The organism is Pigmentiphaga daeguensis, assembly GCF_039523035.1.
In the GTDB taxonomy this organism is placed as follows: Bacteria; Pseudomonadota; Gammaproteobacteria; order Burkholderiales; family Burkholderiaceae_B; genus Pigmentiphaga; species Pigmentiphaga daeguensis.
In genome coordinates this window covers 45977-69189 of record NZ_BAAAEN010000014.1, presented here as the reverse complement: position 1 = coordinate 69189, position 23213 = coordinate 45977, and the positions used below count along the sequence as shown (strand labels likewise).

General features: G+C 68.9%; 23 protein-coding genes. 15 read left to right on the top strand and 8 right to left on the bottom strand.

Going from position 1 to position 23213, the window contains the following annotated elements; translation table 11 throughout:
- Positions 1-3: 3 nt before the first annotated feature.
- From ABD104_RS17670 to ABD104_RS17660, 3 genes are all read left to right on the top strand, one after another.
- Complete coding sequence (locus ABD104_RS17670) at positions 4-972, top strand: Bug family tripartite tricarboxylate transporter substrate binding protein (protein WP_343927971.1); 969 nt, start codon at positions 4-6, stop codon at positions 970-972.
- Between the two features lie 221 nt (positions 973-1193).
- The gene (locus ABD104_RS17665) at positions 1194-2168 is read left to right on the top strand and encodes a Bug family tripartite tricarboxylate transporter substrate binding protein (RefSeq protein ID WP_343927970.1); all 975 of its coding nucleotides are present in this window, start codon (positions 1194-1196) and stop codon (positions 2166-2168) included.
- Positions 2169-2190: 22 nt separating this feature from the next.
- The gene (locus ABD104_RS17660) at positions 2191-3432 is read left to right on the top strand and encodes a serine hydrolase domain-containing protein (RefSeq protein ID WP_343927969.1); all 1242 of its coding nucleotides are present in this window, start codon (positions 2191-2193) and stop codon (positions 3430-3432) included.
- A 70-nt stretch (positions 3433-3502) separates the two neighbouring features.
- On the opposite strand, the gene ABD104_RS17655 is transcribed toward ABD104_RS17660, so the two are convergent.
- On the bottom strand, positions 3503-5059 hold the full coding sequence (locus ABD104_RS17655) for a class I adenylate-forming enzyme family protein (protein ID WP_343927968.1): 1557 nt from the start codon (positions 5057-5059) through the stop codon (positions 3503-3505).
- 204 nt (positions 5060-5263) lie between these two features.
- On the opposite strand from ABD104_RS17655, the gene ABD104_RS17650 reads away from it, so the two are divergent.
- Positions 5264-6226 (top strand): Bug family tripartite tricarboxylate transporter substrate binding protein, encoded by a 963-nt coding sequence (locus ABD104_RS17650; protein ID WP_343927967.1) that lies wholly within the window; start codon positions 5264-5266, stop codon positions 6224-6226.
- A 9-nt stretch (positions 6227-6235) separates the two neighbouring features.
- On the opposite strand, the gene ABD104_RS17645 is transcribed toward ABD104_RS17650, so the two are convergent.
- Entirely contained in the window at positions 6236-7138 is a 903-nt protein-coding gene (locus tag ABD104_RS17645; RefSeq protein ID WP_343927966.1) for a LysR family transcriptional regulator, read from the bottom strand.
- Positions 7139-7225: 87 nt separating this feature from the next.
- On the opposite strand from ABD104_RS17645, the gene ABD104_RS17640 reads away from it, so the two are divergent.
- From ABD104_RS17640 to ABD104_RS17625, 4 genes are all read left to right on the top strand, one after another.
- Positions 7226-8392: an acyl-CoA dehydrogenase family protein gene (locus ABD104_RS17640; RefSeq protein ID WP_343927965.1), complete on the top strand. Its 1167-nt coding sequence runs from the start codon at positions 7226-7228 to the stop codon at positions 8390-8392.
- A gap of 13 nt (positions 8393-8405) precedes the next feature.
- On the top strand, positions 8406-9557 hold the full coding sequence (locus ABD104_RS17635) for a CaiB/BaiF CoA transferase family protein (RefSeq protein ID WP_343927964.1): 1152 nt from the start codon (positions 8406-8408) through the stop codon (positions 9555-9557).
- A gap of 112 nt (positions 9558-9669) precedes the next feature.
- Positions 9670-11241, top strand: a complete 1572-nt coding sequence (locus tag ABD104_RS17630; RefSeq protein ID WP_343927963.1) for a sulfatase family protein — start codon at positions 9670-9672, stop codon at positions 11239-11241.
- Between the two features lie 35 nt (positions 11242-11276).
- Positions 11277-12248, top strand: coding sequence for a Bug family tripartite tricarboxylate transporter substrate binding protein (locus tag ABD104_RS17625; protein WP_343927962.1), 972 nt, complete (start codon positions 11277-11279; stop codon positions 12246-12248).
- A gap of 13 nt (positions 12249-12261) precedes the next feature.
- Here the strand turns inward: ABD104_RS17625 and ABD104_RS17620 are convergent, their stop codons facing one another.
- From ABD104_RS17620 to ABD104_RS17610, 3 genes are all read right to left on the bottom strand, one after another.
- A complete protein-coding gene (locus ABD104_RS17620) occupies positions 12262-13167 on the bottom strand; it encodes a LysR family transcriptional regulator (protein WP_343927961.1) in 906 nt (301 codons plus the stop codon).
- 22 nt (positions 13168-13189) lie between these two features.
- Positions 13190-13987: an exodeoxyribonuclease III gene (locus tag ABD104_RS17615; protein WP_343927960.1), complete on the bottom strand. Its 798-nt coding sequence runs from the start codon at positions 13985-13987 to the stop codon at positions 13190-13192.
- 64 nt (positions 13988-14051) lie between these two features.
- Positions 14052-14585 carry a MarR family winged helix-turn-helix transcriptional regulator gene (locus ABD104_RS17610; RefSeq protein ID WP_343927959.1) on the bottom strand — a complete coding sequence of 178 codons (534 nt, stop codon included), beginning with the start codon at positions 14583-14585 and terminating at the stop codon, positions 14052-14054.
- Positions 14586-14832: 247 nt separating this feature from the next.
- Here ABD104_RS17610 and ABD104_RS17605 point away from each other — a divergent pair, with 247 nt between their 5' ends.
- The 6 genes from ABD104_RS17605 to pyrE all read left to right on the top strand — a co-directional run bounded on the left by ABD104_RS17605 (position 14833) and on the right by pyrE (position 21139).
- Positions 14833-15819 carry a Bug family tripartite tricarboxylate transporter substrate binding protein gene (locus tag ABD104_RS17605; protein WP_343927958.1) on the top strand — a complete coding sequence of 329 codons (987 nt, stop codon included), beginning with the start codon at positions 14833-14835 and terminating at the stop codon, positions 15817-15819.
- Between the two features lie 35 nt (positions 15820-15854).
- Positions 15855-18164, top strand: a complete 2310-nt coding sequence (locus ABD104_RS17600; protein WP_343927957.1) for a xanthine dehydrogenase family protein molybdopterin-binding subunit — start codon at positions 15855-15857, stop codon at positions 18162-18164.
- Positions 18157-19023: an FAD binding domain-containing protein gene (locus ABD104_RS17595; RefSeq protein WP_343927956.1), complete on the top strand. Its 867-nt coding sequence runs from the start codon at positions 18157-18159 to the stop codon at positions 19021-19023. The genes ABD104_RS17600 and ABD104_RS17595 overlap by 8 nt, the downstream gene beginning before the upstream one ends.
- Before the next feature lie 9 nt (positions 19024-19032).
- A complete protein-coding gene (locus tag ABD104_RS17590; RefSeq protein ID WP_087838826.1) occupies positions 19033-19509 on the top strand; it encodes a (2Fe-2S)-binding protein in 477 nt (158 codons plus the stop codon).
- Entirely contained in the window at positions 19499-20317 is an 819-nt protein-coding gene (locus tag ABD104_RS17585; protein ID WP_343927955.1) for an SRPBCC family protein, read from the top strand. Before ABD104_RS17590 ends, ABD104_RS17585 begins: the two co-directional genes overlap by 11 nt.
- A gap of 150 nt (positions 20318-20467) precedes the next feature.
- Positions 20468-21139: an orotate phosphoribosyltransferase gene (gene pyrE / locus ABD104_RS17580; protein ID WP_087839095.1), complete on the top strand. Its 672-nt coding sequence runs from the start codon at positions 20468-20470 to the stop codon at positions 21137-21139.
- Between the two features lie 21 nt (positions 21140-21160).
- On the opposite strand, the gene ABD104_RS17575 is transcribed toward pyrE, so the two are convergent.
- Both ABD104_RS17575 and ABD104_RS17570 read right to left on the bottom strand, forming a co-directional pair.
- The gene (locus ABD104_RS17575; protein WP_343927954.1) at positions 21161-21487 is read right to left on the bottom strand and encodes a type II toxin-antitoxin system RelE/ParE family toxin; all 327 of its coding nucleotides are present in this window, start codon (positions 21485-21487) and stop codon (positions 21161-21163) included.
- Between the two features lie 2 nt (positions 21488-21489).
- On the bottom strand, positions 21490-21726 hold the full coding sequence (locus ABD104_RS17570; protein ID WP_343927953.1) for a ribbon-helix-helix domain-containing protein: 237 nt from the start codon (positions 21724-21726) through the stop codon (positions 21490-21492).
- A 66-nt stretch (positions 21727-21792) separates the two neighbouring features.
- Here ABD104_RS17570 and ABD104_RS17565 point away from each other — a divergent pair, with 66 nt between their 5' ends.
- Positions 21793-22362 (top strand): LysR substrate-binding domain-containing protein, encoded by a 570-nt coding sequence (locus ABD104_RS17565; RefSeq protein WP_343927952.1) that lies wholly within the window; start codon positions 21793-21795, stop codon positions 22360-22362.
- Here ABD104_RS17565 and ABD104_RS17560 read toward each other — a convergent pair.
- Positions 22301-23212, bottom strand: a complete 912-nt coding sequence (locus tag ABD104_RS17560; protein ID WP_343927951.1) for a fumarylacetoacetate hydrolase family protein — start codon at positions 23210-23212, stop codon at positions 22301-22303. The genes ABD104_RS17565 and ABD104_RS17560 overlap by 62 nt on opposite strands.
- Position 23213: the final 1 nt, after the last annotated feature.

Here is a 23213-nt window from a genome sequence, read left to right as displayed (position 1 = left end):
GCCATGATGTCCCGATTGTCCTGTCTGACCGCGATCGTCCTGCTGTCGGCCCTGCAGCCGGCGGTGGCCCAGCCCTATCCCGCGCGGCCCCTGAAGGCGGTCGTTCCCTTTCCCGCGGGCGGCGCCATCGACGTGGCGGCGCGGCTGGTGCTGGAAGGCATGGCCGCATCGCTGGGCCAGCCCGTCGTGGTCGAGAACAAGCCCGGTGCCTCGGGCAACATCGGCACGCAGCAGGTCGCCCGCGCGCCGGCCGACGGCTACACGCTGCTGCTGGGCGCGGCGGTGAACACTGTCGTCAGCCCCGTCATGTACACGAAGCTCGACTACAGCGTGGACAAGGACCTGGCGCCGCTGGCCCAGTTCGGCAGTGCCGCCAACCTGGTCTACGTCCACCCTTCCTTCCCGGCCAGGACGCTGGCGGGCGTGCTGGATGAACTCAAGCGCCACCCCGGCAAGTACGCCTACGCGTCGCCGGGCAGCGGCACGACCGTCCACCTCACGATGGAACTGCTCAGGGCGCGCGAGAACCTGGCCGTGCAGCACGTGCCGTTCAAGGGCAGCCCGGCCGCGATATCCGCCGTCGCGGGCGACCAGCTGAAGCTGGGGATAGACGCCGCGGGTCCGGCGCTGCCTTTCGTGCAGGGCGGGCGCGTCGTCCCCGTGGCGGTGACGGCCTCGAAACGGCTGGCGGTGCTGCCCGATGTTCCCACCTTCGCGGAAGCCGGCGTGAATGTCGCCCTGCCGTCGTCCTACCTGGGCTTCTACCTGCCCGCCGGCGTGCCCACGGGCGTCGCCGAGCGCCTGGCGGCGGAGGTCGAGAAGGCCCTCGCGCGGCCCGAGGTCGCCGCCAAGCTGCGGCAACTGGGCGTCGAGCCCGAGTTCCTGGGTCCCCAGGCCTTTGCCGCCCGGGTCAGGCAGGAGCGCGCGATGTGGGCCGAGGCCGTCAGGCTGTCCGGAGCGACCATAGACTGAGGCGGCAATTCCCGCCCGTTATCGATCCCGGGCATTCCGTTATCCAGGTCTCCACGCGTCCTCATTAAGGTTCCCCTCTCATCACAAGAGGGGAGAGGATGGCCAGGCATTTGATCCCGGCGCAGTATGCTGCGGGCCATGGCCATGCCTTCACGCGCTCCACGGCGGCTTCCGGGCCGTTCCGCGCAGAATGGCCTTCATCGGAGAAGAGTATGGAATGCTTGAGCAGCGATAGGCGCGGCTTCATGCGCCTGGCGGGGGCTGCAGCCCTGGCGGCCGCGGCGGCGCCCGCGCGCGCGGCCTGGCCCGATCGGACGATCCGGGTCGTCGTTTCCTCGGCGCCGGGCGACGGCGTGGACTTGCGCACCCGCGAGTTCCTGGCGTCGCTCGCGCCCGAACTGGGCAACCCCACCATGTTCGTGGACAACAAGCCGGGAGCGGGCGGGCAGATCGCGGCGCAGTCGCTGCTGGGTTCGCCGGCCGACGGCTATACCGTGTTCGTGGCCAACGCGGGCATGACCATCATCCCCAGCTATTTCCGCAAACTGCCGTTCAATCCCATCACCGATTTCACGCCGGTGGCCGTCGGCGGCATCGCGCCGGTCGGCCTGGCCGTGCCCGCCTCGAACCCGGCCCGGAACCTGAAGGAATGGCTGGAGTGGGCGCGCAAGCGGCCAGGGCTGAACTACGGCGCCTCGTCCAACGGGACCGTGTCCAGCCTGTATGGCTTCCAGGTGAACGAGCAGTTCGGCCTGAAGGCCGCCAACATCCCCTACAAGAGCACGAGCCTGGCGCTGCTGGACGTGGTGCGCGGCCAGAACGACTTCATGATGCTGGACATCCTGGGGCTGCGCGCGCTGACGGAAAAGGGCGACCTGAAGATCCTGGCGACCACGGGCACGGAGCGGTCCAAGTACCTGCCGGACGTGCCCACGTTCAAGGAACTGGGCCACGAGGGCTTCGAGCGTACGGGCTGGACCGTCTACGTGGTGCGCAAGGGCACGCCCGCCCCCATCGTGCAGACGCTGGCGAACGCCATCAACAAGACCAATGCTTCCGCGGAGTGGGAACGCAAGCGGGAAGAGCTCTGGTCGGTCTGGAAGCCGCTGTCGACGGCCGAGCTGGAACAGCAGTTCAGGACCGAGGCGAAGGAATGGGCCGTCCTGGTCGAGCGTTCGGGCGTATATGGAAACTGAATCGGACAGGACCGGGAAGAACATGGAAGACCTGCACAGCCAACCCGCCGCCGCCTACCGCGGCCATCCGCCCGTCGAGGTCATGACGGGTTATCCGCCGCCCGCCGAATCGCGCGTGACGCCCGACAACTGGTTCAAGCTGCCCTACCTGCGCTGGAGCCTGATGAACCGCTCCCTGTCCGTGCCCACGGTGGACGTGTGGCGCGGCGCGGGTCCGGTGTCCGCGCTGCCTGCCGGGCCGGCGCTGCCCGAGGACGTGAGGGTCACCGGCCTGGACGGCGAGCCGACGCCGCTGCTGGACCACCTGCGCGCGCTCGAGGTCGACGGCCTGCTCGTGATGCACGACGGCGCCATCGTGTTCGAACGGTATTTCCACGGCATGCGGCCGCAGATGCGGCACGGCACCGCTTCCGTCAGCAAGTCCTTCCTGGGCGTCGTGGCGGGGGTGCTGGCGCACCAGGGCGTGCTGGATTTCAGCCGCCAGGCGTCGTACTACGTGCCCGAGATGCGCGGCGCGGCCATGGGCGGCGCCACCTTGCAGCAGTTGCTGGACATGCAGGCCGGCATCGTGCGTCCCAGCCTGGACGGCCGCCCGGGCAACCTGGGGCCGCAGGACGGTGGCGTGTACGAGATCCTGGGCCTCCTGCCCCGGCGTCCGGGCGCGCCGGACAATTTCTACGATTTCGTCCTGCAGAAGCCCGCCTCGGGCGAGCACGGCCAGAAGCTCTACTACGACAACGGACCGCCCGAGGCCCTGGCCTGGGCGATCCGGCGCGCCACGGGCCGGCCGATCGCCGAGCTGCTGTCCGAACTGGTCTACCAGCCGCTCGGACCCGAGCGCGATGCCTACTATTCGGTCGATCCCACCGGGGCGGAATTCACCGCCGGCGGCCTGGCCATGACGATGCGCGACATGGCACGCTTCGGCGAACTGCTGCGCAACGAGGGGACCTGGAACGGCAAGCAGGTGGTGCCGCAGTCCTTCATCGACGACCTGCATCATGGCGGCAACCGCGCCTTCCACGCCGAGAGCCGCTTTGCCGCCGCCAATCCCGGTGGCGCCTATCGCAACTACTTCCATGCCGATGGGGGACGGTGGCAGGGCCTGTGCGCCCATGGCCGCTACGGCCAGCGGATCTACGCCTCGACCAAGGCGAAACTGGTGGTGGCGCAGTTCGGCGCGGCGCCCGGCACTTCGCCGCATCCGTTCGAGGCGCCCATCGCGCGGCTGCATGCCGAGCTGGCCCAGTTGTTGAACGGCTGATTCGGCGCCGCCCCTGCGGCCAGCGGGCCGGGGCCGCCAGCAGGCGGTCCCGGCCCTTTTTCTTGCTTCGTCAGGCCACGCGCCTGGCCTGCCCGGCCCAGTAGCGTTCCTTGACCTCCTTGCGCGACAGCTTGCCGTTGCCGTTCTTGGGCAGTTCGGACACGAAGTCCACCGAGCGCGGCTTCTTGAAGTCGGCCAGCAGCGCGGCGCAATGCCGGATCAGCGCATCGGGGTCGGCCTGTTCGCCTTCCTTGAGCACGACCACCGCCTTGACCGCTTCACCCCAGGTCTCGTCCGGCACGCCGATCACGCAGGTCTCGTACACCGCCGGGTGCCGGTACAGGGCGGCCTCGACCTCCGAGGGGTAGACGTTGAAGCCGCCGGAGATGATCATGTCCTTCTTGCGGTCGACGATATACAGGTAGCCCAGTTCGTCCATGCGCGCCAGGTCGCCCGTGTGCAGCCAGCCGCCCTCGAGCGCGGCGGCCGACAGCTCGGGCTCGCGCCAGTAGCCGGCGAAGACGTCGGGGCCGCGGACCACGATCTCGCCGATCTCGCCCGGGGCGACTTCCCTGCCTTCGTCGTCGAACAGCCGCAGGTCGGATTCGCCGAACACGCGGCCGCAGGAGGACAGCAGTTCCTCACGGCCGCCCTCGATGGCGTCGTGGTGGTCCTGGATGCTCAGGGTCACCAGCCCCCCCGTGGTTTCGCCGGCGCCGTAGCCTTGCGACAGCACCGGACCGAAGGCGCGCCAGGCCTCGCGTATGCGCGCGGGCGCGATGGGGGCCGAACCGTAGGTCATGGTCTTGAGCGAGCCCAGGTCGTAGTCCTTCAGGCCGGGGTGGGCCAGCAGCATGTTGATCATGGTGGGCACGACGAAGGCATGGGTGACGCGGTACTTCTGCAGCGACTCCAGGTAGGCCTCGGGCGAGAATCGCTCGTGCAGCAGCAGCGTGCCGCCCTGCGTCAGGAAGGGCTGCATGAACATGCCGCTGGCGTGCGTGATGGGGCCGGCCAGCGCCAGGACGTCGCCCGGCTGCGCGCGCATGCGCCCCATGACGACCTTGCGGATGGAGGCCATGCGATTGCCGGTGGTCTGCATGGCGGCCTTGAGCTTGCCGGTCGAGCCGGAGGTGAAATGCAGCACCGCCAGGTCGCCCGGCTCCAGTTCCACGTCGGGACTGTGGGTGGGGTGGCCGGCGATGAAATCCTCGTAGGGGCGGTAGCCCGGCGCGTCGGCGCCGAAGACGATGCGATGCCGGATGGACGGGATGCCGTCGGCGATGGCCGACAGGCGCGCCGCGTGGGCCGGGCCGGCGATCAGCACCGCGGGTTCGGCGTTCGAGAAGGTGTCGCGCGCTTCTTCGTCGGACAGCCGGGCGTTCAGCGCCACCTTGACCAGTCCGGCCTTGTACAGCGCGCTCTCGATCTCGATCAGCTCGGGCTGGTTCCACGACTGGATCGCCACGCGTTCGCCCTTGGCCAGGCCCAGCGCCAGCAGGGCATGGGCAAGCTGGCTGGACCGCTGGTCCAGTTCGCGGTAGCTCAGGGGCTGGTCGCGGAAGATGACGGCCGGGCGGTTCGGCCAGTAGCGCGCGCTGCGGGTAAGAAAACGTCCAATGTTCATATGCGCCTCGAAGGTTGTCGAACGAGGCGGATACTAGAGAGCCGCGAAGGCCGCGCGATAAGCCAGGCGCGTGCGACGATAACCCTGGGGAATCCCGGAATGGATAACGGTGCGGAATGGAGATCGCCGATTCGGGCATCCGATGGCCGCCGCCGCGTTGCAGACTGCCGGACATTCCATCGACACGAGATCCAGGAGACGAACATGCGGATACTCGCCCGCTTCCGTGCATTGCTGGCCGTCCTGCTGCTGGGCGCCGGGGCCGCCCATGGCGCTTATCCGGACCACGCGGTCAGGCTGGTCGTGCCGTTCTCGGCCGGCGGACAGTTCGACATCGTCGCGCGCCTGTTCGCCAAGTACGCGGGCGAACGGCTGGGCCAGCCGGTCATCGTGGAGAACATCGGGGGCGGCGGCGGCAACATCGGCGCGGCCAAGGTGGCCAACGCGGCGGCCGACGGCTACACCCTGCTCACGCTGGGCGGCAACCATACGATGGCCAAGGCCATGTATGCCAATCCCGGCTTCGCGCTGGAGGACTTCGCGCCGATCGCGCTGATCAGCGCCTCGCCCCACGTCGTGCTGGCCAACGCGGGCGCGCCCTTCAAGACCATGCAGGAGATGGTCGCCTACGCCAAGCGCCAGCCCGGCAAGCTCAGCTACGGCAGCCCGGGGGTGGGTTCGTCCATGCACCTGACCTTCGAGATGATCAAGCACCGCTACGGGCTGGACATCGTCCACGTTCCGTACCGCGGCGGCGCGAACGCGCTGAGCGACCTGGCCGGCGGCCAGGTGCAGCTGGGCATCGTCGCCATCGCGCCCGCCATGGAATTCATCAAGGCCGGGCGCATCCGCGCCCTGGCGGTCACCAGCGGGTCGCGCTCCGGCGTGCTGCCCGACGTGCCGGCCCTGGCCGAGGTCGGCTATCCGGAGCTGGATGCCGCGAGCTGGATGGGCCTGGCCGCGCCCGCGCGCACGCCGGGCGCCATCGTCGATCGCTGGAACGCGATCGTGCTGGCGTTCCAGCGGGACCCGGCCACGGCCGCGCAGCTCCAGGTGATGGGCTTTCGCTCGCGGGCCACGACGCCGCAGGAGTTCAAGGCCTATATCGATGCCGAAGCCAAGGCCTATACCGAGGTGGTGCGCCGCACCGGCATCCGCGCGGACTGAGGCGGCCGCTCAGGCGCCCGTGAGGTCGCGGGCGTGCTGGTCGACGATCTCGATGAAGCGCTTGGCCAGGGGCGACTGGTAGGCGCCGCGGCGGGTGCAGATGCCGATGGTGCGCCGCCAGCGGGCCTGTTCGAGCGGAATGGGCCGCAGTCCGCCGCCGCTCGGCCCCGCGGCGCGCTGGCCCACCACGGTCAGCAGGTCGGTGGTGCGCACCACCGGCAGCAGCGTGGCCACCGTGGAACTCGATTCGATCACCACCTCGGGGGTGGGCAGGCCGGCCTCCAGGAAACGCGCGTCGATGGCGCGCCGGGCCATCACCTTGTCGGTGGGCAGTATCCAGCCGTATTCCACCAGGTCGGCGAAACGCAGCGCGCGCTTGTCGAACAGCGGATGCTGTTCGCGCGCCATCACCAGCAGGTCGTCCTCCATCAGCGGGTGCTGGGCGAATTCCGGGTCCGGCGAGGCGGCGATGGCGCTGATGCACAGGTCCAGTTCCCCCAGCCGGAGCGCGCCGAACAGCGCGTCGTTCAAGCCCGTCGTCATGTGGATGCGCGCCGCCGGGCGCTGCGTGATCAAGGCCGAGCAGGCGGGCGCGCACAGCATCTGCACGTAGGCCGGCGCCACGCCCACGCGCACCAGGCCGATCTTGCCCAGGTGCAGGTCGCTGGCTTCCTTGATCGCGTCGTCCAGCCCCGTGCGCACGTGCCGGGCGCGTTCGAAGAAGGCCGCGCCCGCCGTCGTCAGCGTCATGCCCTTGGGGGTGCGTTCGAACAGCTGGATGCCCAGTTCCTTCTCCAGTCGCTGCAGGCCCTTGGTCAGCGCGGGCTGGCTGTGCCCCAGCCTGGTCGAGGCCCGGCCCACGTGGCCGGCTTCGGCCACGGCCAGGAAATAGTTCAGGTCCTCCAGTCTCATGCGATTCTCGGCAGTTATCGGAATTGTTCTGTCGATAATCTTCTTCCCCTTTCCGCCTGTCAATAATCCCGGCAAAACCAGGAGAGCATGGTGGACGATTCCCAGGGCAAGACCGATATCGACGAACTGCGCGCCACGCTGCGGCGCTACCTGACGGAGGAACTGCTGCCCTTCGAGCGGGCGTCCGGTTTCACCTACGAAGACAAGTTCAGCAAGGAGACCGTGCGCAAGGTCTGGCGGCGCTCGCGGGAGCTGGGCCTGTACGGCCCGCAACTGCCGCCCGAGCTGGGGGGCCGAGGGCTGTCGGTATCCGACCTGTGCCTGCTCAAGGACGACGTGGCCGCCTCGGGCGCCATCCTGTTTCCGCACGTGCTGGGAGACTGGGGCGGGCCGTCGCGCATCGGCAACCTGGTGCGCCACGCCACGCCCGAGCAGGTCGAGCGCTACATTCTGCCCGTGGTCCGGGGCGAGAAGGGCTCGTGCTTCGCGATGACCGAGCCGCAATCGGGCTCGGACGCCGCCAGCATCCGCACCCGGGCCGTCGTGGACGGCGACGACTACGTCATTACGGGCCACAAGCACTACATCAGCGCGTCGACCTTCGCGGACTTCGCCGTGATCATGTGCGTGACGGACCCGGACAAGGGCGCCGACGGGATCTCGGCCATCTTCGTCGACCTGGACCGCCCGGGCGTGTCATTGACCTACGACTGCCTGCCCATGACCGGCCAGCACGTCGATGCCGACATCGTGTTCGACGGCGTGCGCGTGCCGCGCGCCAACCTGATCGGCAAGGAAGGGCAGGGATTCCGCATCGCCATGGACCGCGTCAGCGTCAACCGCCTGCTGCACTGTCCGACGATGATAGGCCTGGCGCGGCAGGCCTATCGGCTGGCCCTGGACTATGCCAAGACGCGCCAGCAGTTCGGCGGCCCCATCAGCCGCTTCCAGGCCATCCAGCACATGCTGGCCGACATGGCCACCGGGCTCTATGCCTGCGAAGGCATGGTCAAGGCCGCCGCCGCGCTGGCGGACAGCGGCCAGGACGTGCGGCGCGAGGCGTCCATGTGCAAGCTCTTCGTTTCCGAGACCTGCTTCCAGATCGCCGACAAGGCCATGCAGATCCACGGCAACGTCGGCGTGACGAAGAACCACCCGGTGGAATTCATCTTCCGCCGCCTGCGCCTGTACCGCATCGTGACCGGCACCAGCGAGATCCAGCGCAACACCATCGCCAAGTCCATCCTGGCCTGAACGGGAGACGCCGATGTTCGCCTCCACCTGTCTGAGCGGCCGCGTCGTGCTCGACCTGGGCCAGCTGCATCCGGGGCCGCAGGCGGCCTTCATGCTGGGCCAGCTGGGCGCGACCGTGATCAAGGTGGAGCGGCCGGACGGCGGCGACGCGGCGCGGGCGCTGGGGGCGGAGACTTTCGCCAAGTACAACCGGGGCAAGCTGTCGATCGCCCTCGACCTGAAGCGGCCCGGAGACCGCGAGATACTGCTCGGCCTGGCCGGCAGGAGCCATGCGCTGATCGAGAATTTCCGGCCCGGCGTGATGGAGCGCCTGGGGCTGGGCTATGCACGGTTGTCCGCGGTCAATCCTGCGCTGGTCATGTGCTCGATCTCGGGCTACGGACAGGACGGGCCCTACGCCGGCCGGCCCGGACACGACATGAATTTCCTGGCGGGCGCCGGCTATTGGGCCGTGCCGTCGCAGGTCGAGGACGTGGTGGCCCGCCCGCGCGTGCGCCTGTCGGACTACTGCGGCGCCATGTATGCGGCGCTGGCGCTGGTCGTGGCCATGATGACCGCCAGGGAAAGCGGGCGCGGGCAGCACCTGGACCTGTCCCTGCAGGACGCGATGACGGCCTGGACCGCGCCGGGCATCGATGCCTTGGTCCGCACCGGCACGGACGTGGAGGATCTGGACCACGTGATGCCCGACAACGACGTGTTCCGCACCGCCGATGGCCGCCATCTGGTCCTGGGCATCCTGGAGGACAAGTTCTGGCTGGCGCTGGCCGACGTGCTCGCGCCGCTATGTCCGGCGCTGGCAGCGGCGGAATACCGCACGCGCCGGGGGCGGCTGGCGAACAAACGCGAGCTGTCGTCGCGCCTGAAGGGGCTGATCGCTTCCCGCACGCTGGCGCAGTGGGCCGCGGTCCTGGACCCGGAGGCCATCCCGTGGTCGCCGGTGCCCCTGCCGCATGAATGGTTCGACGATGCGCACGTGCGCGCGCGAGGCATGGTGCAACGCCATTCCGACGGCGGGCTGGACCTGCGTTTTCCGGTCCGCTTTTCCGGGCAATGGGCGCCCCCATCCGGCACGGCTCCGGCGCTGGACCAGCATCGCGCCGGCATCCTGGGCTGGCTGGCCGGCGGCGCGATGCCGGGCAAGGCGGATGCGCCATGCTCCTGATCGCGTCCGGCGCCGCCATTGTGTTTTCTTATATCCCCTTCGCGAGACGGTAGTACCCGCGCCCCGCCGCCGCGCTCTACAGTGCCCGCAGGCTTACGCTGCCGCAGGCACCATGAAACCCAATTTCCTCGTCTTCATCGTCGATCAGTTGTGCGCCTCGCATCTGGGATGCTATGGCAATGACCGCATCGATACCGCCAATATCGACGCGCTGGCCCGGGCGGGCTGGCGCGCCGACGACTGCAACGTCGCCACGCCCATCTGCATGCCGAACCGGGCCAGCCTGCTGACGGGCCGGATGCCCTCGGTCCATGGCGTGCGCCACAACGGCATTCCGCTTTCGCTGGGCGCGCGTACCTTCGTCGACGCGCTGCGCGAAGCGGGCTACATGACCTCGCTGATCGGGAAGTCGCACCTGCAGAACATGACCGCCAAGCCGCCGCTGCCGGCGCCGGGCGCGCCGCGCTGGCCACGGGATGCCGAGGCTGCCTTTCCCGGCGACTACCGGCAGGAGTGCGTGGCCACCTGGCACGGGAACGACGAGGCCGCGGTGACGACGCCGTTCTACGGCTTCGATCACGTGGAGCTGGCCATCGAGCACGGCGACCAGGCCGAAGGGCACTACCGCCGCTGGCTGCGCGCCTATCATCCCGAACTGGCCGAGCGCGTCGGCCCCGGACACGCGCTGCCCGCGCCCGACTACGTGCTGACCTCGTTCGGGCAGGCGTGGCGGTCCAGGCTACCCGAGGCCTGCCACCCCACGGCCTGGATCGCCGACCGGACCATCGAGCGCCTGCGGGCGGCCAAGCGGGCCGGACGGCCTTTCTTCGCCTATTGTTCCTTCCCGGACCCGCACCATCCCTATACGCCGCCGGGGCGCTACTGGGACATGTACAAGCCAGAAGAGGTCGAGCTGCCCGCATCCTTCCATTCCCAGGATCCTCCCCCGCACCTGCGCTGGCTGCGCGAACAGCGCGACCGGGGCCAGGCGGTCAAGCACACCATGGCATGCTTCGCCGCCACCGAGCGCGAGGCCAGGGAAGCCATCGCGCTGGGCCAGGGGTCGCTCAGCTTCATCGATGCCCAGATCGGCCGGGTGATGGCGCAACTGCGTGCGCTCGGACTGGAGGACGACACCGTGGTGGTGTTCACCAGCGATCACGGCGAGTTCGCGGGAGACCACCAGTTGTTGTTCAAGGGTTCGCTGCACTACCGCAGCCTCATCCGCACACCGCTGGTGTGGCGCGATCCCGCCGGGCAGGCGGGCAGGGTGCATCGCGGACTGCTGTCGACCATCGACATCGCGCCCACCATACTGGAGCGGGCCGGCGTGCCGGCCTACAACGGCATCCAGGGCCGGTCGTTCCTGGCCGGGGTCCACGGACGCGGGGCCGGCGGCGCGGACCGCGAGGCCGTCGTGATCGAAGAGGATGGCCAGCGGACCTATTTCGGCTTCGATGCACCGGTGCGCATGCGCACGCTGCTGACGGCCGGACACCGGCTCAGTGTCTATCGCGGCGTCGAATGGGGAGAGCTGTACGACCGCGCCGCGGATCCGCACGAAACCCGCAACCTGTGGCACGACCCGGCGGTGGCAACGTTGAAGGCCGGATTGATGGAAAGGCTGGCGCGCGAAATGCTGGACCTCATGGAGACGAACCCCGCGCCGACCGCCGTGGCATGACCGGACCACCCTTGACGACAGAGATGGAAGAGACGATGCGAAGCAAACCGATATTCCCCCGGGCCATGGCGCTGGCGCTGGCGGCCTGCGCGGCCGGCGCGCAGGCCCAGGCCTGGCCGGCCAGGCCGATACGCCTGATCGTTCCCGGCGCGCCGGGCGCCCCGGCCGACACGGCCGCGCGCAGCCTGGCCGATGCCGTGGCCGAAAGACTGGGCCAGCCCGTAGTCGTCGAGAATCGCGCGGGCGCGCAGGGCACGCTGGGCCTGGGCGCGCTGATCAAGGCCGCGCCGGACGGCTACACCCTGGGCATGATCACCATGCAGCTGAGCGCGATACCGGCGCTGCGCAAGCAGGCGCCGTTCGACCTCGGCCGCGATCTCGCGCCCGTCGTGCAGATGACCACGGAAAGCCCGGTCTTCGTCGTGCGGCGCGACTTGCCCATGCGCAACATGAAGGAGTTCGTCGCCTACGCCAAGGCCCGGCCGGGAGAAATCACCTACGGCACGCCCGGCCCGGGGTCGCCCGCGCACCTGGGCGTGGAACTGATGAGCCGCTCGTTCGGGTTGCAATTGCGGCACGTTCCGTACAAGACCATCTCGGTCGCGCTGACCGATGTGGCGGGTGGCCAGATCGATGCGGCGCTGGCCGGTTCAGCCGCCGCGCTGACCGGGCTGGCCACCGGCCGCATCAAGGCCCTGGCGGTCGCGTCGCCGGTCCGGCTCAAGGCGCTGCCGGACGTGCCCACGCTGGCCGAAGCGGGCTTGCCCGACGTGGACATACGCGGGTGGGTCGGCCTGGTGGCGCCCGCGGGTACGCCGCCGGCCATCGTCGACCAGTTGAATGCCGCCTTCAACCAGGCGCTGGCGCGGCCCGAGGTGAAGGAGCGGCTGGCGTCGGTGGGGGCGGAGGCGGCTGGCGGCACGCCGGCGGAATTCGGCGCGTTCATCGCCGCGGAAGCGGCCCGCTGGCGTGGCGTGATCGAGTCGGCGCACATCTCGGCCGATTGACGCGGCCGGCGCGTCAGGGCAGCGTCGCCTGCAGGCGCTCCCGCAGCAGGCGCGCGAGTATGGCTTCGGCCGCGATGATCGCGCCCGTCTTCATGACGTTGTCGTTCAGCGTCACGACGACCTGGCGCGTCAGGCGCGGCTCGTCCAGCGGCGCGTGCGCGAGTCCGGCGCTCCCCGCGCGGCGCGCGGCCACCGATTCGGCCAGCAGGGTGGCGGCCGCGCCGGTGGCGCAGATGTCCAGCAGCGCCTTCGAGTCCTCGATGCCGCCCACGATGTCCAGCGCCACGCCGCGCCGGGCGGCTTCCTCGCGCAGCATGCGGTGGCTGGGCTGCATCGACGACAGGATCAGCGGGATGCCGGCCAGTTGTTCCAGCTTGATCGGACCAGGATGGAGGCCGGCCAGCGGCTCGGGCCCGACCAGGCACAGGCGCTCGCGGTAGAGCAGGGTCGCGGGCGCGCACTTCTCGTGGGCGGCGTGGACCTGCATGGCGATGTCCAGCTGCGAGGCGCGCAGCCGCTGCCGCAACTCGTCGGAATACCCGACCACGATCTCCGGCGTGACCGCCGGCAGTTCCTGCTTGATGGCCAGGTACAACTGCGTCGCGACGATGGGCGCCACGGATTTCAGGATGCCGATGGACACCGAGCCTTGGGCATGTCCCGCCTTCTCGCGCACCGCCGCGCGGGCCGATTCCAATTGCTTCACGATGGCCGCGGCCCGCGCGTACAGTTCCGTGCCGGCCTCGGTGACCGCGATGCCGCTGGGGCCGCGCACGAACAGCTGCACGCCCAGTTCCTGCTCCAGGTCCGCCAGCCGCTGGCTCAGCGCGGGCTGGGCCACGTGCAGCCGGCGCGAGGCCTCGGACAGGCTGCCGCCCTCGGCCATGGCCATGAAATAGCGCAGGTGGCGGATATCCATGGCGGCGCGTCGCGCGGTGGCCTCAGTCCAGCTTCCAGTCGTAGTCGACCGTCAGCGGGGCATGGTCGGAGAACCGCTCTTCCTTGTAGATGGATGCCGCCTTCGCCGTGCCGGCGATGCCGGGCGTGGCGATCTGGTAGTCGATGCGCCACCCCACGTTCTTGGCCCAGGCCTGGCCCCGGTTGCTCCACCAGGTATATGCCTCGCCGGTGGTTTCCGGATGCAGCCGGCGATACACGTCCACCCAGCCGATCTCGTCGAACACCTTGGTCAGCCAGGCGCGTTCCTCGGGCAGGAAGCCGCTGTTCTTCTGGTTGCTTTTCCAGTTCTTCAGGTCGATTTCCCGGTGTGCGATGTTCCAGTCGCCGCAGATGACGAATTCGCGGCCGGTGCGGCGATGCTCGTCCATCAGGTCCGTGAGCCAGGGCGCGAAACGATCGAGGAAGCGGTACTTGGCCTGCTGGCGCTCGTCGCCGCTGCTGCCCGAGGGCAGGTAGGCGCTGACCACCGAGAGGCCCGGCCAGTCGATGCGCAGGATGCGGCCCTCGGCGTCGAACTCTTCCTTGTCGAAGCCGCTGATGACCGATTCGCAGGCGCGCTTCACGTAGGCGCCCACGCCGCTGTAGCCCTTTTTCTGCGCCGGGAAGAAATGGCCTTCGTAGCCCGGCGGGTGACGCATGTCGTCGGTCAGGTCGGCATCCTGGGCCTTCAGCTCCTGCAGGCAGACGACGTCGGCGCCGCTCGCGCCGAGCCAGGGGAAGAAGCCCTTGCGGGAGGCCGAACGGATACCGTTGAGGTTGATGGAAACGATGCGCAGCAAGACCGGCTCCTGGAAAACGGATGACTGGCCGAATTCTACGCGGTGCGTCCGCGGGGTGCCGGGATCACTCGTCGGGAGGTCCCTCCTCGTCGTGGCAGGCGCGGCGCAGCTTGTGCAGCGTCCGGTACAGCACCTCGCGTTCCTCGTTGTCGAGCACCCGGATCATGGCGGCCTGGGCACGCCGGGCCACCGGCATGGCGCGATCGTACAGGGCCTGGCCGTCGGGCGAAAGCCGGCAGCTCAGCCCGCGGCGCGGCGAGCCCGCCACCGGTTCGAGGATGACGAGGCCGCGCGTCTCCAGCAGGCGCATGGCGCGGCTGACCAGCGACTTGTCGGTTTCCGAGCGGGTGACCAATTCCGAGAACGGCAGGCATTGCGCTTCGGCCACCACCGACAGCATGCGCCATTCGGCCATGGTCAGTCCGAACTGGTCGGAATAGGGCAGGGTCACGACCCGGCGCAGCGAGTTGCCGGTACGCACGACCAGCGTGGTGATGAAGTCGTCCACGGACAGGCCGGTTCCCTGTTCGTCGATGTCCGTCCATGGGTGCTCGCCGGTGGACGGGGCGCGGAGGGAGGCCTTCTTTTTCGGGGGCATGAATGGCGGTCGGCTAGAGGATTCCGGAGTAGGACGGAGGATTATTTCATACCGCCCGAATCGTTATGTTTGATTGAATATTTCGAAATCCAAGAAAATTTTGTCCTGACTTGTCAATCGGTACAATCTTAGTGTTGATGCATCAACAAGAAAAGCGGATGATCGCGTTTCCTGAGTGAACAGACGTTTCACTAGTGAATTGATGTTCATGCCTATCCGTACCCGATCGTCCCCTTCGCAGCCAGTGATGAATCTCTATCGCCGCCAGATGCTTGCCGCCGCCATGGCGATCACCGCCTGCTGTGCCGGCCTGGGCGTTGCCCAGGCGGCCGGTTACCCCGCCAAGCCGATCACCGTCATCGTGTCCTACCCGCCGGGCGGCGACACCGACGCCATCGCGCGCCTGTTCGCCGAGAAGCTGGGTGAACGCCTGAAGCAGTCCGTCATCGTCGAGAACAAGGGCGGCGCCGGCGGCACGGTGGGCAACGCCTATGTCGGACGCGCCGCGCCCGACGGCTACACGCTGCTGTTCACGCCCAACCCGTTCACCACCGCGCCCATGGTGCTGGGCCTGTCTCCCGCCCAGAGCTACGACGTGCTGAACGGCTTCGAGCCCATCAACCAGACCGCCGTGCAGCCTTTGGTGCTGGTGGCCAATCCCAAGACCGGATTCAAGACGGTCAAGGACATGATCGACGCCGCCAAGGCCGGCAAGACGGTGTCCTACGCCAGCCCGGGCGCGGGCTCGCCCATGCACGTGATCGCCGAATGGCTCAACCGCGAGGCCCGGGTGTCGATCCAGCACGTGCCCTATCGCGGCGTGGGCCCCTCGGTGACCGACGTCGTCGCCGGCCATGTGGATACCGCCTGGGTCACGCTGGGCCCGGTCACGCAATACTTCGCCACCGGCCGCCTGGTGCCGCTGGCCATCGGTGACGTCAAGCGGTCGCCGCTCGCGCCCAACATCCCGACGCTCGTGGAGTCCGGCTACAAGGACATCGTGGTGGGCGCCTGGAACGGCTTCTTCGCGCCCAAGGGCACGCCGGCCGACGTCGTCAAGCTGCTCAACGGCCACTTGAACGAAATCCTGAAGCAGCCGGACGTGGTCCAGAAGCTGGCCACCTATGGCGCGTTCCCACACGGCGGCGAACCGGCCGAACTCGGACGCACCAACGCGCGCGAATACGAAGTGGTCGGCGGCATCATCAAGTCCCTGGGCATCAAGGCCCAGTAAGCCGGGATATGCAGGACCGGAAACAGGAGGTCGGGATGAACGCATCCACGCTGGGCAAGGACACGCCCCAGGTCAACGCGCGCGCCAAGGTGCTCGGCCGCGCGCAGTACGCCGGCGACGTCAAGGTCGCGGGCATGCTGCACGGCAAGGTGCTGCGCAGCCCCTATCCGCATGCGCGCATCGTCCGCATCGACGTCTCGGCGGCGCGGGCGCTGCCGGGCGTCAAGGCGGTGCTGACCGGCGCCGACGCGCCCCGCACGATGTGGGGCGTGCATCACAAGGAGCGCCGCATCCTGGCCGAGGGCGTGGTGCGTTTCGCGGGCGAGGAGGTCGCCGCCGTGGCGGCGGCCACGGAAGAGATCGCGCGCGACGCGCTGGACCTCATCGAGGTCGAGTACGAGGAACTGCCGGCCATCCTGACGACCGAGGAAGCGCTGGACGAGGAAGCCCCCGGCGTGCATCCGGGGCGCAACAACATCTCGCACGAGATCCAGTTCCATATCGGCGACGTGGACGCCGGCTTCGCGCAGGCCGATCTCGTCTACGAGGCCACGTACGGCTGCCATTCGCAGTATCCCGGCTACCTGGAGCCCATGGCCACCGTGGCCACCATCGATCCCGAGGGCCGCCTGCAGGTCTGGACGTCCACGCAGTCCGTGTACCAGGCGCGCCTGCGCCTGGCGGCGGCGCTGGAGATGCCGGTGTCGCGCGTCCGCGTGATGCAGGCCACCACCGGGGGCGGTTTCGGCGGCAAGATCGTCGAAGACGCGAACAGCCTGATCGCCGGCCTGCTGGCGGTCAAGACCGGCAAGCCCGTGCGGCTGGTCAACAACCGGCTGGAGGATTTCCTGGCCTGCTGCTCCAGCGTCCCCGAACGGGTCACGCTGAAGCTGGGCATGACCAGGGACGGCATCATCGTCGCCAAGGACGTGCGCATCATCGCGGAATGCGGCGCCTACAGCGGACTGTCGGCCGAGGTCATGCACGTGACCGCGATGCGCAGCGACAACATGCACCGCCTGAAGAACGTGCGCTCGCACGCGACGCTGGTCTACACCAACAATCCGCCGCATGGCGCTTTCCGGGGCTTCGGCGGCGCGCAGATGCAGTTCGCCTCGAACAGCCACATCCACATGATGGCCGAGAAGCTCGGCCTGGACCCCGTGGACGTCCACAAGCGCAACGCGCACGAGGCGGGCGAGACCTCCATCCACGGATGGAAGATAGGCAGCACCGGCCTGCGCGAATGCATAGACCAGTGCGTCGAGGCCATCCAGTGGCGCGCCAGGCGCGCCGGCAAGGAGCGGGGGCAGGGGACCAGGCGCCGCGGCGTCGGCATGGCGGCCGCCATGCACGTGAGCGGCAACCGCACCATCGGCAACTGGGACGGCTCGACGGTGGTCGTCAAGATCAACGAAGACGGCCGGGTGGTGGTCCACAGCGGCGAATGCGACATGGGGCAGGGCGCCATGACCATGCTGGCCCAGGTCGTTGCCCACGAATTGAACATTCCTCTGGACCACGTGCACGTGTCGCCGCCCGACACCGACGTGTCGCCCTACGCCATCGGCACGCTGGCCTCGCGCGTGACCATCGCCGCCGGCAATGCCGCCATCCTGGCGGGCCGCAAGGCGCGCCAGGCGCTGTTCGACGTGGCCGCCCCGAAGCTGGAGGCCAGCGCCGGCGAGCTCGAGATCGCGGACGGCTTCATCCGCGTCCGGAGCGCGCCGGACCGGCGCGTCACGCTTGCCGAGATCGCCAAGCTGCACATCTGGCGCCATGACGGCGAGGGCATCCAGGTCAGCGCCACCTGGGATGCCAAGACCGTCATGCACGGCGACGTCCACGGCAACATCGCGCCGGCGCATTCGTACGCGGCGCAGGCCGTCGAGGTTGAGGTCGACACCGAGACCGGCCGGGTCACGGTGCTGGATTCCTATGTGTCGGACGACTGCGGCAAGGCCTTCAACCCGCTGGCCGTCCACGGCCAGAGCAACGGCGCGGCGGCGCAGGCCATGGGCTGGGCGCTGTACGAGCAATTGCAGCTGGAGAACGGCCGGCTGGCCAACGGCAATTTCGCCGACTACAACATGCCCACCGCCGATTCCATCCCGCTGCTGCGCTCGGGCATCGTGGAGTCCAACGATCCCAACGGACCCTACGGGGCCAAGGGCGCGAGCGAGACGGCCATCCTGCCGGGCGCGCCGGCCATCGCCAACGCGGTCTACGACGCCATCGGCGTGCGCATCACGGACCTGCCGATCACGCCCGAGAAGGTGCTGGCGGGCCTGCGCGCCCTGCGCCAGGCGCGCGAACAGGAACAAGGAGGCTCCCGCCATGCGTGATTTCGATTTCCTCGAGCCGGCATCGGTGGCCGAGGCCAGCCGCATGCTGGCGGACCTGGGCGAGGACTGCCGGGTCATGGCCGGGGGCACGGCGCTGATGCTGGCCATGCGCCAGCGCATGCTGGTGCCCTCGCACATCGTCTCGGTCGCGCGCATCGAGGCCTTGCGCGGGATCCGCTTCGATCCCGTGGATGGCCTGCGCATAGGCGCGCTGGTGCGCCACACGGACGTGGCCGATTCGGCCGTCGTGAAGCAGCACTATCCCATGCTGGCGGCCATGGCGGCCCAGGTCGCCAATCCCCAGGTGCGCAACCAGGGCACGATGGGCGGCAACCTCTGCTATGCCGATCCGTCCACCGATCCGCCCACCTGCCTGATGTCGCTGGGCGCGCGCGTTGTCCTGGGCAGCGCGCGCGGCCAGCGGGAGCTGTCCATCGAGGAATTCCTGGTGGACTACTACGTGACCGCCATCGAACCCGACGAGATCGTGGTCGAGATCCGCGTGCCGGCGCCGCCGGCCGACTTCTCCGGCCGGTACACCCGCTTCCTGCGCACCGCCGCCGAGCATCGGCCGCTGATCGGTCTGTCGCTGGCCACGCGCCGCAGCGGCGGCACCTGCCGCGAGGCCGTCCTGACGGTGGGCGCGTCCACGCCCATCCCCTGCCGCGTGCCGCGCGCCGAGCATTTCCTGGCCGGCAAGACCATCACGTCCGAAGTGGCCGCCGAAGCCGCGGACATCGTCGCGGCCGACATCCAGCCCGTTTCCGACGCGCGGGGTTCGGACGAATTCCGCCGCGACATGGTGCGGGTGGTCGCCAGGCGCACCATCGCCGCGCTGTATGGGCTGGCCACGGACTGAGGAAGAATCATGAGCAAGCACCTGATCGAAGTCACTGTCAACGGTGAAAAGCACAGTGCCGAAGTCCCCGCGCGCCGCATGCTGTCGGATTTCCTGCGGGACGACCTGAACCTGACCGGCACCAAGCGCGGCTGCGAGACCGGCATCTGCGGCGCCTGCTCGGTGCTGGTGGACGGCGAGGTGGTCAAGTCCTGCCTGTCGTTGGCGGTGCAGGCCAACGGGCGCAGCATCACGACGGTGGAGGGCCTGGCCAAGGGCGGCGAACTGCATCCCCTGCAGCAGAGCTTCATGGAATGCGGCGGCCTGCAATGCGGCTACTGCACGCCGGGCATGCTGATGACGGCCTGCCATCTGCTCGAGCGCAACCCCCGGCCCACGGCCGACGAGGTCCGCGAAGGACTGAACGGCAACCTGTGCCGCTGCACGGGCTATGCCCAGATCGTCGAGTCCATCCTCGACGCTTCGGAGAAAATGCGTGGAAATTGAAAAAGTCTTAACGGTGGCGGCCCCGGCCGCCAAGGTCTGGGACATGCTCCTGGATCCCACGGTGATGGCCAGCTGCGTGCCCGGGATGAAGTCCATCGAGGTGGTCAGCGACGTCGAGTACAACGCCGTCATCCACGTCAAGATCAGCTTCATCAGCGCCAAGTTCAAGCTCAGGACGCGCATCGTCGAGCAGCGCGCCCCCGAATACCTGCGCGCCGAAGGCACCGGCGAGGACTCCTCGGTGGCCAGTTCGCTGAAACAGCAGAGCGAGATCTTCCTGACGGCGCTGCCCGACGGACAGACCGAGCTGCGCACCAAGGTCACGGTCGACGTCGTGGGCCGGCTGGGCACCTTCGGCCTGAGCGTCATGAAGACCAAGGCCGACCGGATGTGGGAAGAATTCAGCCAGAACCTGGCGGCCCGCCTGGCCGGCGGCGAGATTCCCGGCGCGGACCAGGTAACCATTACGCGCAAGGAGCCCCAGGCGCCGGGAGGCCCGGCTGAGGCGGCCGCGCAGGCGGCCCCCGCCCGCGCCCCCGTCCGTGCGGCCGCCGCGGCCGGTCCGGCCGCCCCCGTGGCCGCCCCGGAGCCGGCCTTTGCCGCCCCGGCCGCACGGGTCAACGGCCAGGAAGCCAGCCGCGCCTCGGTCTCCGATGGCGGCTGGTGGTCGCGCCTGCTGGGGGGCCGCGGCGGCTCCGGGCGCAGTATCCATATCGAGCTGCGCCGTGGCGATACCGCCCTGACCGTGGACTGGCCGGTGGAGGAGGCGGGCAAGTGCGCCGCCTGGCTACGGGACGTTTTGAAGTAGATTCGCCCGGGGGCCCCGAGCCGTTTTACAATCACGCTGGCCCATCGCGCCGCCGGGGGAAGGCCTTCCCCCGTGCCGTTGTGACTTCGTACCGTGACCGCCGTGCCCCAGACCGCTACCGCCCCCCGTCCCGCCGACACCGAGCCCTCGATCGACGAGAGCCGTTTCCGTACCGATTTCGTCCGCTTCGCCACCGAACTGGGCGTGCTGCGATTCGGCGCGTTCACGACCAAGGCGGGCCGGTTGAGTCCCTACTTCTTCAACGCCGGCCTGTTCAACAGCGGCGCGGCCGTGGGACGGCTGGCCGAGTTCTACGCCCAGGCGCTGCTGGCCTCGGACGTTGAGTTCGACATGTTGTACGGCCCGGCCTACAAGGGCATCCCGCTGGTCACCGCCACCGCGGTGGCGCTGGCGGCCCGCGGCCGCGACGTGCCCTTCGCGTTCAACCGCAAGGAAGCCAAGGACCACGGCGAAGGCGGCTCGCTGGTTGGCGCGCCGCTGGAAGGCCGCGTGGTCATCATCGACGACGTGATCTCGGCCGGCACCTCGGTGCGCGAATCGGTGCGCCTGATCCAGGCCGCCAAGGCCAAGCCGGCCGCCGTGCTGATCGCGCTGGACCGCATGGAGCGGGTCGGTCCCGACGACGCCCTGTCCGAGCACTCGGCGGTGCAGGACGTGGTGCGCACCAACGGCTGCCCGGTGGTCAGCATCGCCTCGCTGGACGACATCCTGGACATGATCCAGCAGGGCGGCGGGGGCGGGGAATTCGAACAGCACCGCGAGGCGGTGCTGGCGTACCGGGCGCGCTACGGGGTGATCTGAACCGGCACCCGGTGCTTCCTGCTACAAGCCGAAGTCTTCTCGCATGCGATCGATCTGGTGTATTCGTTCGTGCAGGGTGGTCACGATACCTATGTCTCCGTTCGGAAGCAGGCGCCAGTAGACGAAGTGCCGCTCATAGCGGAAGAAGTATCCGTCGATGCCGAACTCTGCCGGAATGGGGCGCGATGTCGTCTTGTGAGTGGCGATTCCGTCGAAGGCTTCGAACATGCCGGTAATGTAGCGATCGGCCTGTTGGGCACCCCAGCGATGGCGGGTGTAACGGTAGATCTCGTCCAGCCGGTAGGATGCCGACTCCTGGACCCGGATACCGGCGCGGGCTTTCGCCATTCTCAGGGCTGATTGCGCGCGATGACGTCAGCCGCGGTAAGCGGCCGATATGACGACTCCGGTGCCGCGTAGGCGCGAGTCAATTCTGCCTTGAGGCGCTCGAAACTCTGTGCCTCTGTTCGTTCCTTGTCGCGACGGATCAGGTCGCGCACATACTCGCTGACGTTCTCATACGCGCCGTGCTCACCCACGTTGGAAGCGACGAAGTCGCTGAGGGCTCCACTGAGACGAACGGTCATCGTCGTGGTCGTTGATCGGGGCATGGTCAGAACCTGGCTAGATTGTTGTATTAAATATAATCAAAAATGAATACAACAACAAATACGCGTGCAGTCCCGACGCAGCTGGATACGTCAGCGCCGCGTCCCCGGCAGGATCAGCCGCCGCTCCAACTGGCGCGCGGCCAGCACGATCACCGACACCAGCGCCAGGTAGACCAGCTGGCCGCGTCGCAGTGGATACTGCCCACCGAGTTCGCGCCCATGCGGCCCCAGTTCGAGCAGATGTTCGTGAAGGCCGGCGTGGCGGTACCCCGGCCGCGCGTGGAGACCGCGTCACTGCTGCTCAGCCAGGCCGTGATCCAGAAGTCGGACATGCTGGCCGTCGTGCCGGGGCGGGTGGCCGCCCATTACCGCGACCAGGGGCTGTTCGCCATCCTGCCCTTCGCCCTGCCGCTGACCATCCCGCCGGTGGGCGTCATCACCCATGCCCATCGCCCGGTCTCGCCGGCGGTCGGCCACTTCCTGGACGTGGTGCACGAGATAGCGGGGCTGGAGGCGCGGGAGCGGGAGGCCGGCGCCCGCCCCCGTGCCGTCAGTCCAGGGGCGGCAGGATCTCCACCCGCAGGCCGCCGAGCGACTCGATCCGGGCGCTGACCACGTCTCCCGCGGCAAGAAAGCTTCGCCGCGCGGCCCCCACGCCCGCGGGAGTGCCGGTCAGCACCACGTCGCCGGGCTCCAGCGTCATGATGCGGGACAGCGTCGCCAGTTGTTCGCCGATGTCGAAGATCATGCCGGAGGTGCGCGCGTCCTGCCGGACGTCGCCATTGACGTCCAGGCGCATGGCCAGGTCGTGCGGGTCGGGAATGAAGGCGGCCGGCACCAACGGGCCGAGCGGGCAACTGGTGTCGTGGGCCTTGCCCGCGACCCAGTCGAACTTGTAGAAGGTCTCGGGCGCGCGGTTCAGGTCGCGGGCGGAAAAATCGATCGCCACGCAATAGGCCGCGACATGCTCGCGCCAGTCTGCGGCCGCGATGGCGCGGGCCTCGCGGCCGATCACCAGCGCCAGTTCGATCTCCCAATCGAAGGACTGGCAGCCGCGCGGAATGCGCACGGTGGCGCCGGGCCCCACCACCGCCTGCCGCGCGGGCTTGAAGAAGAAGAACAGACGCTGCGCGGACTTGTCGTGCGCATCGGGCACCTTCATCTCGGCCAGGTGGTCGTAGTAGTTGGCGCCGGCGCACAGGACCTTGCCGGGATATTGCAGCGGCGCCAGCTCGGGCGCATCGGCCGGCACGGCCAGCGCGCGCAGTTCGTCCTCGGCGGCGGCGATGCGCGCCAGCCGCGGCTGGTGCGCGGCCCAGTCGCGGAACAGGCCGAACAGGGCATCCGGCATCGCGTCCAACCCCAGCGCCCGGGCCGATGCCGCGATCGGATAGCAGCCCTGGGCGGTCTGCAGGCAGCCGGTCGGCGCGCCATGCACCGAGCGGGTAGTCAGTGAAAACATC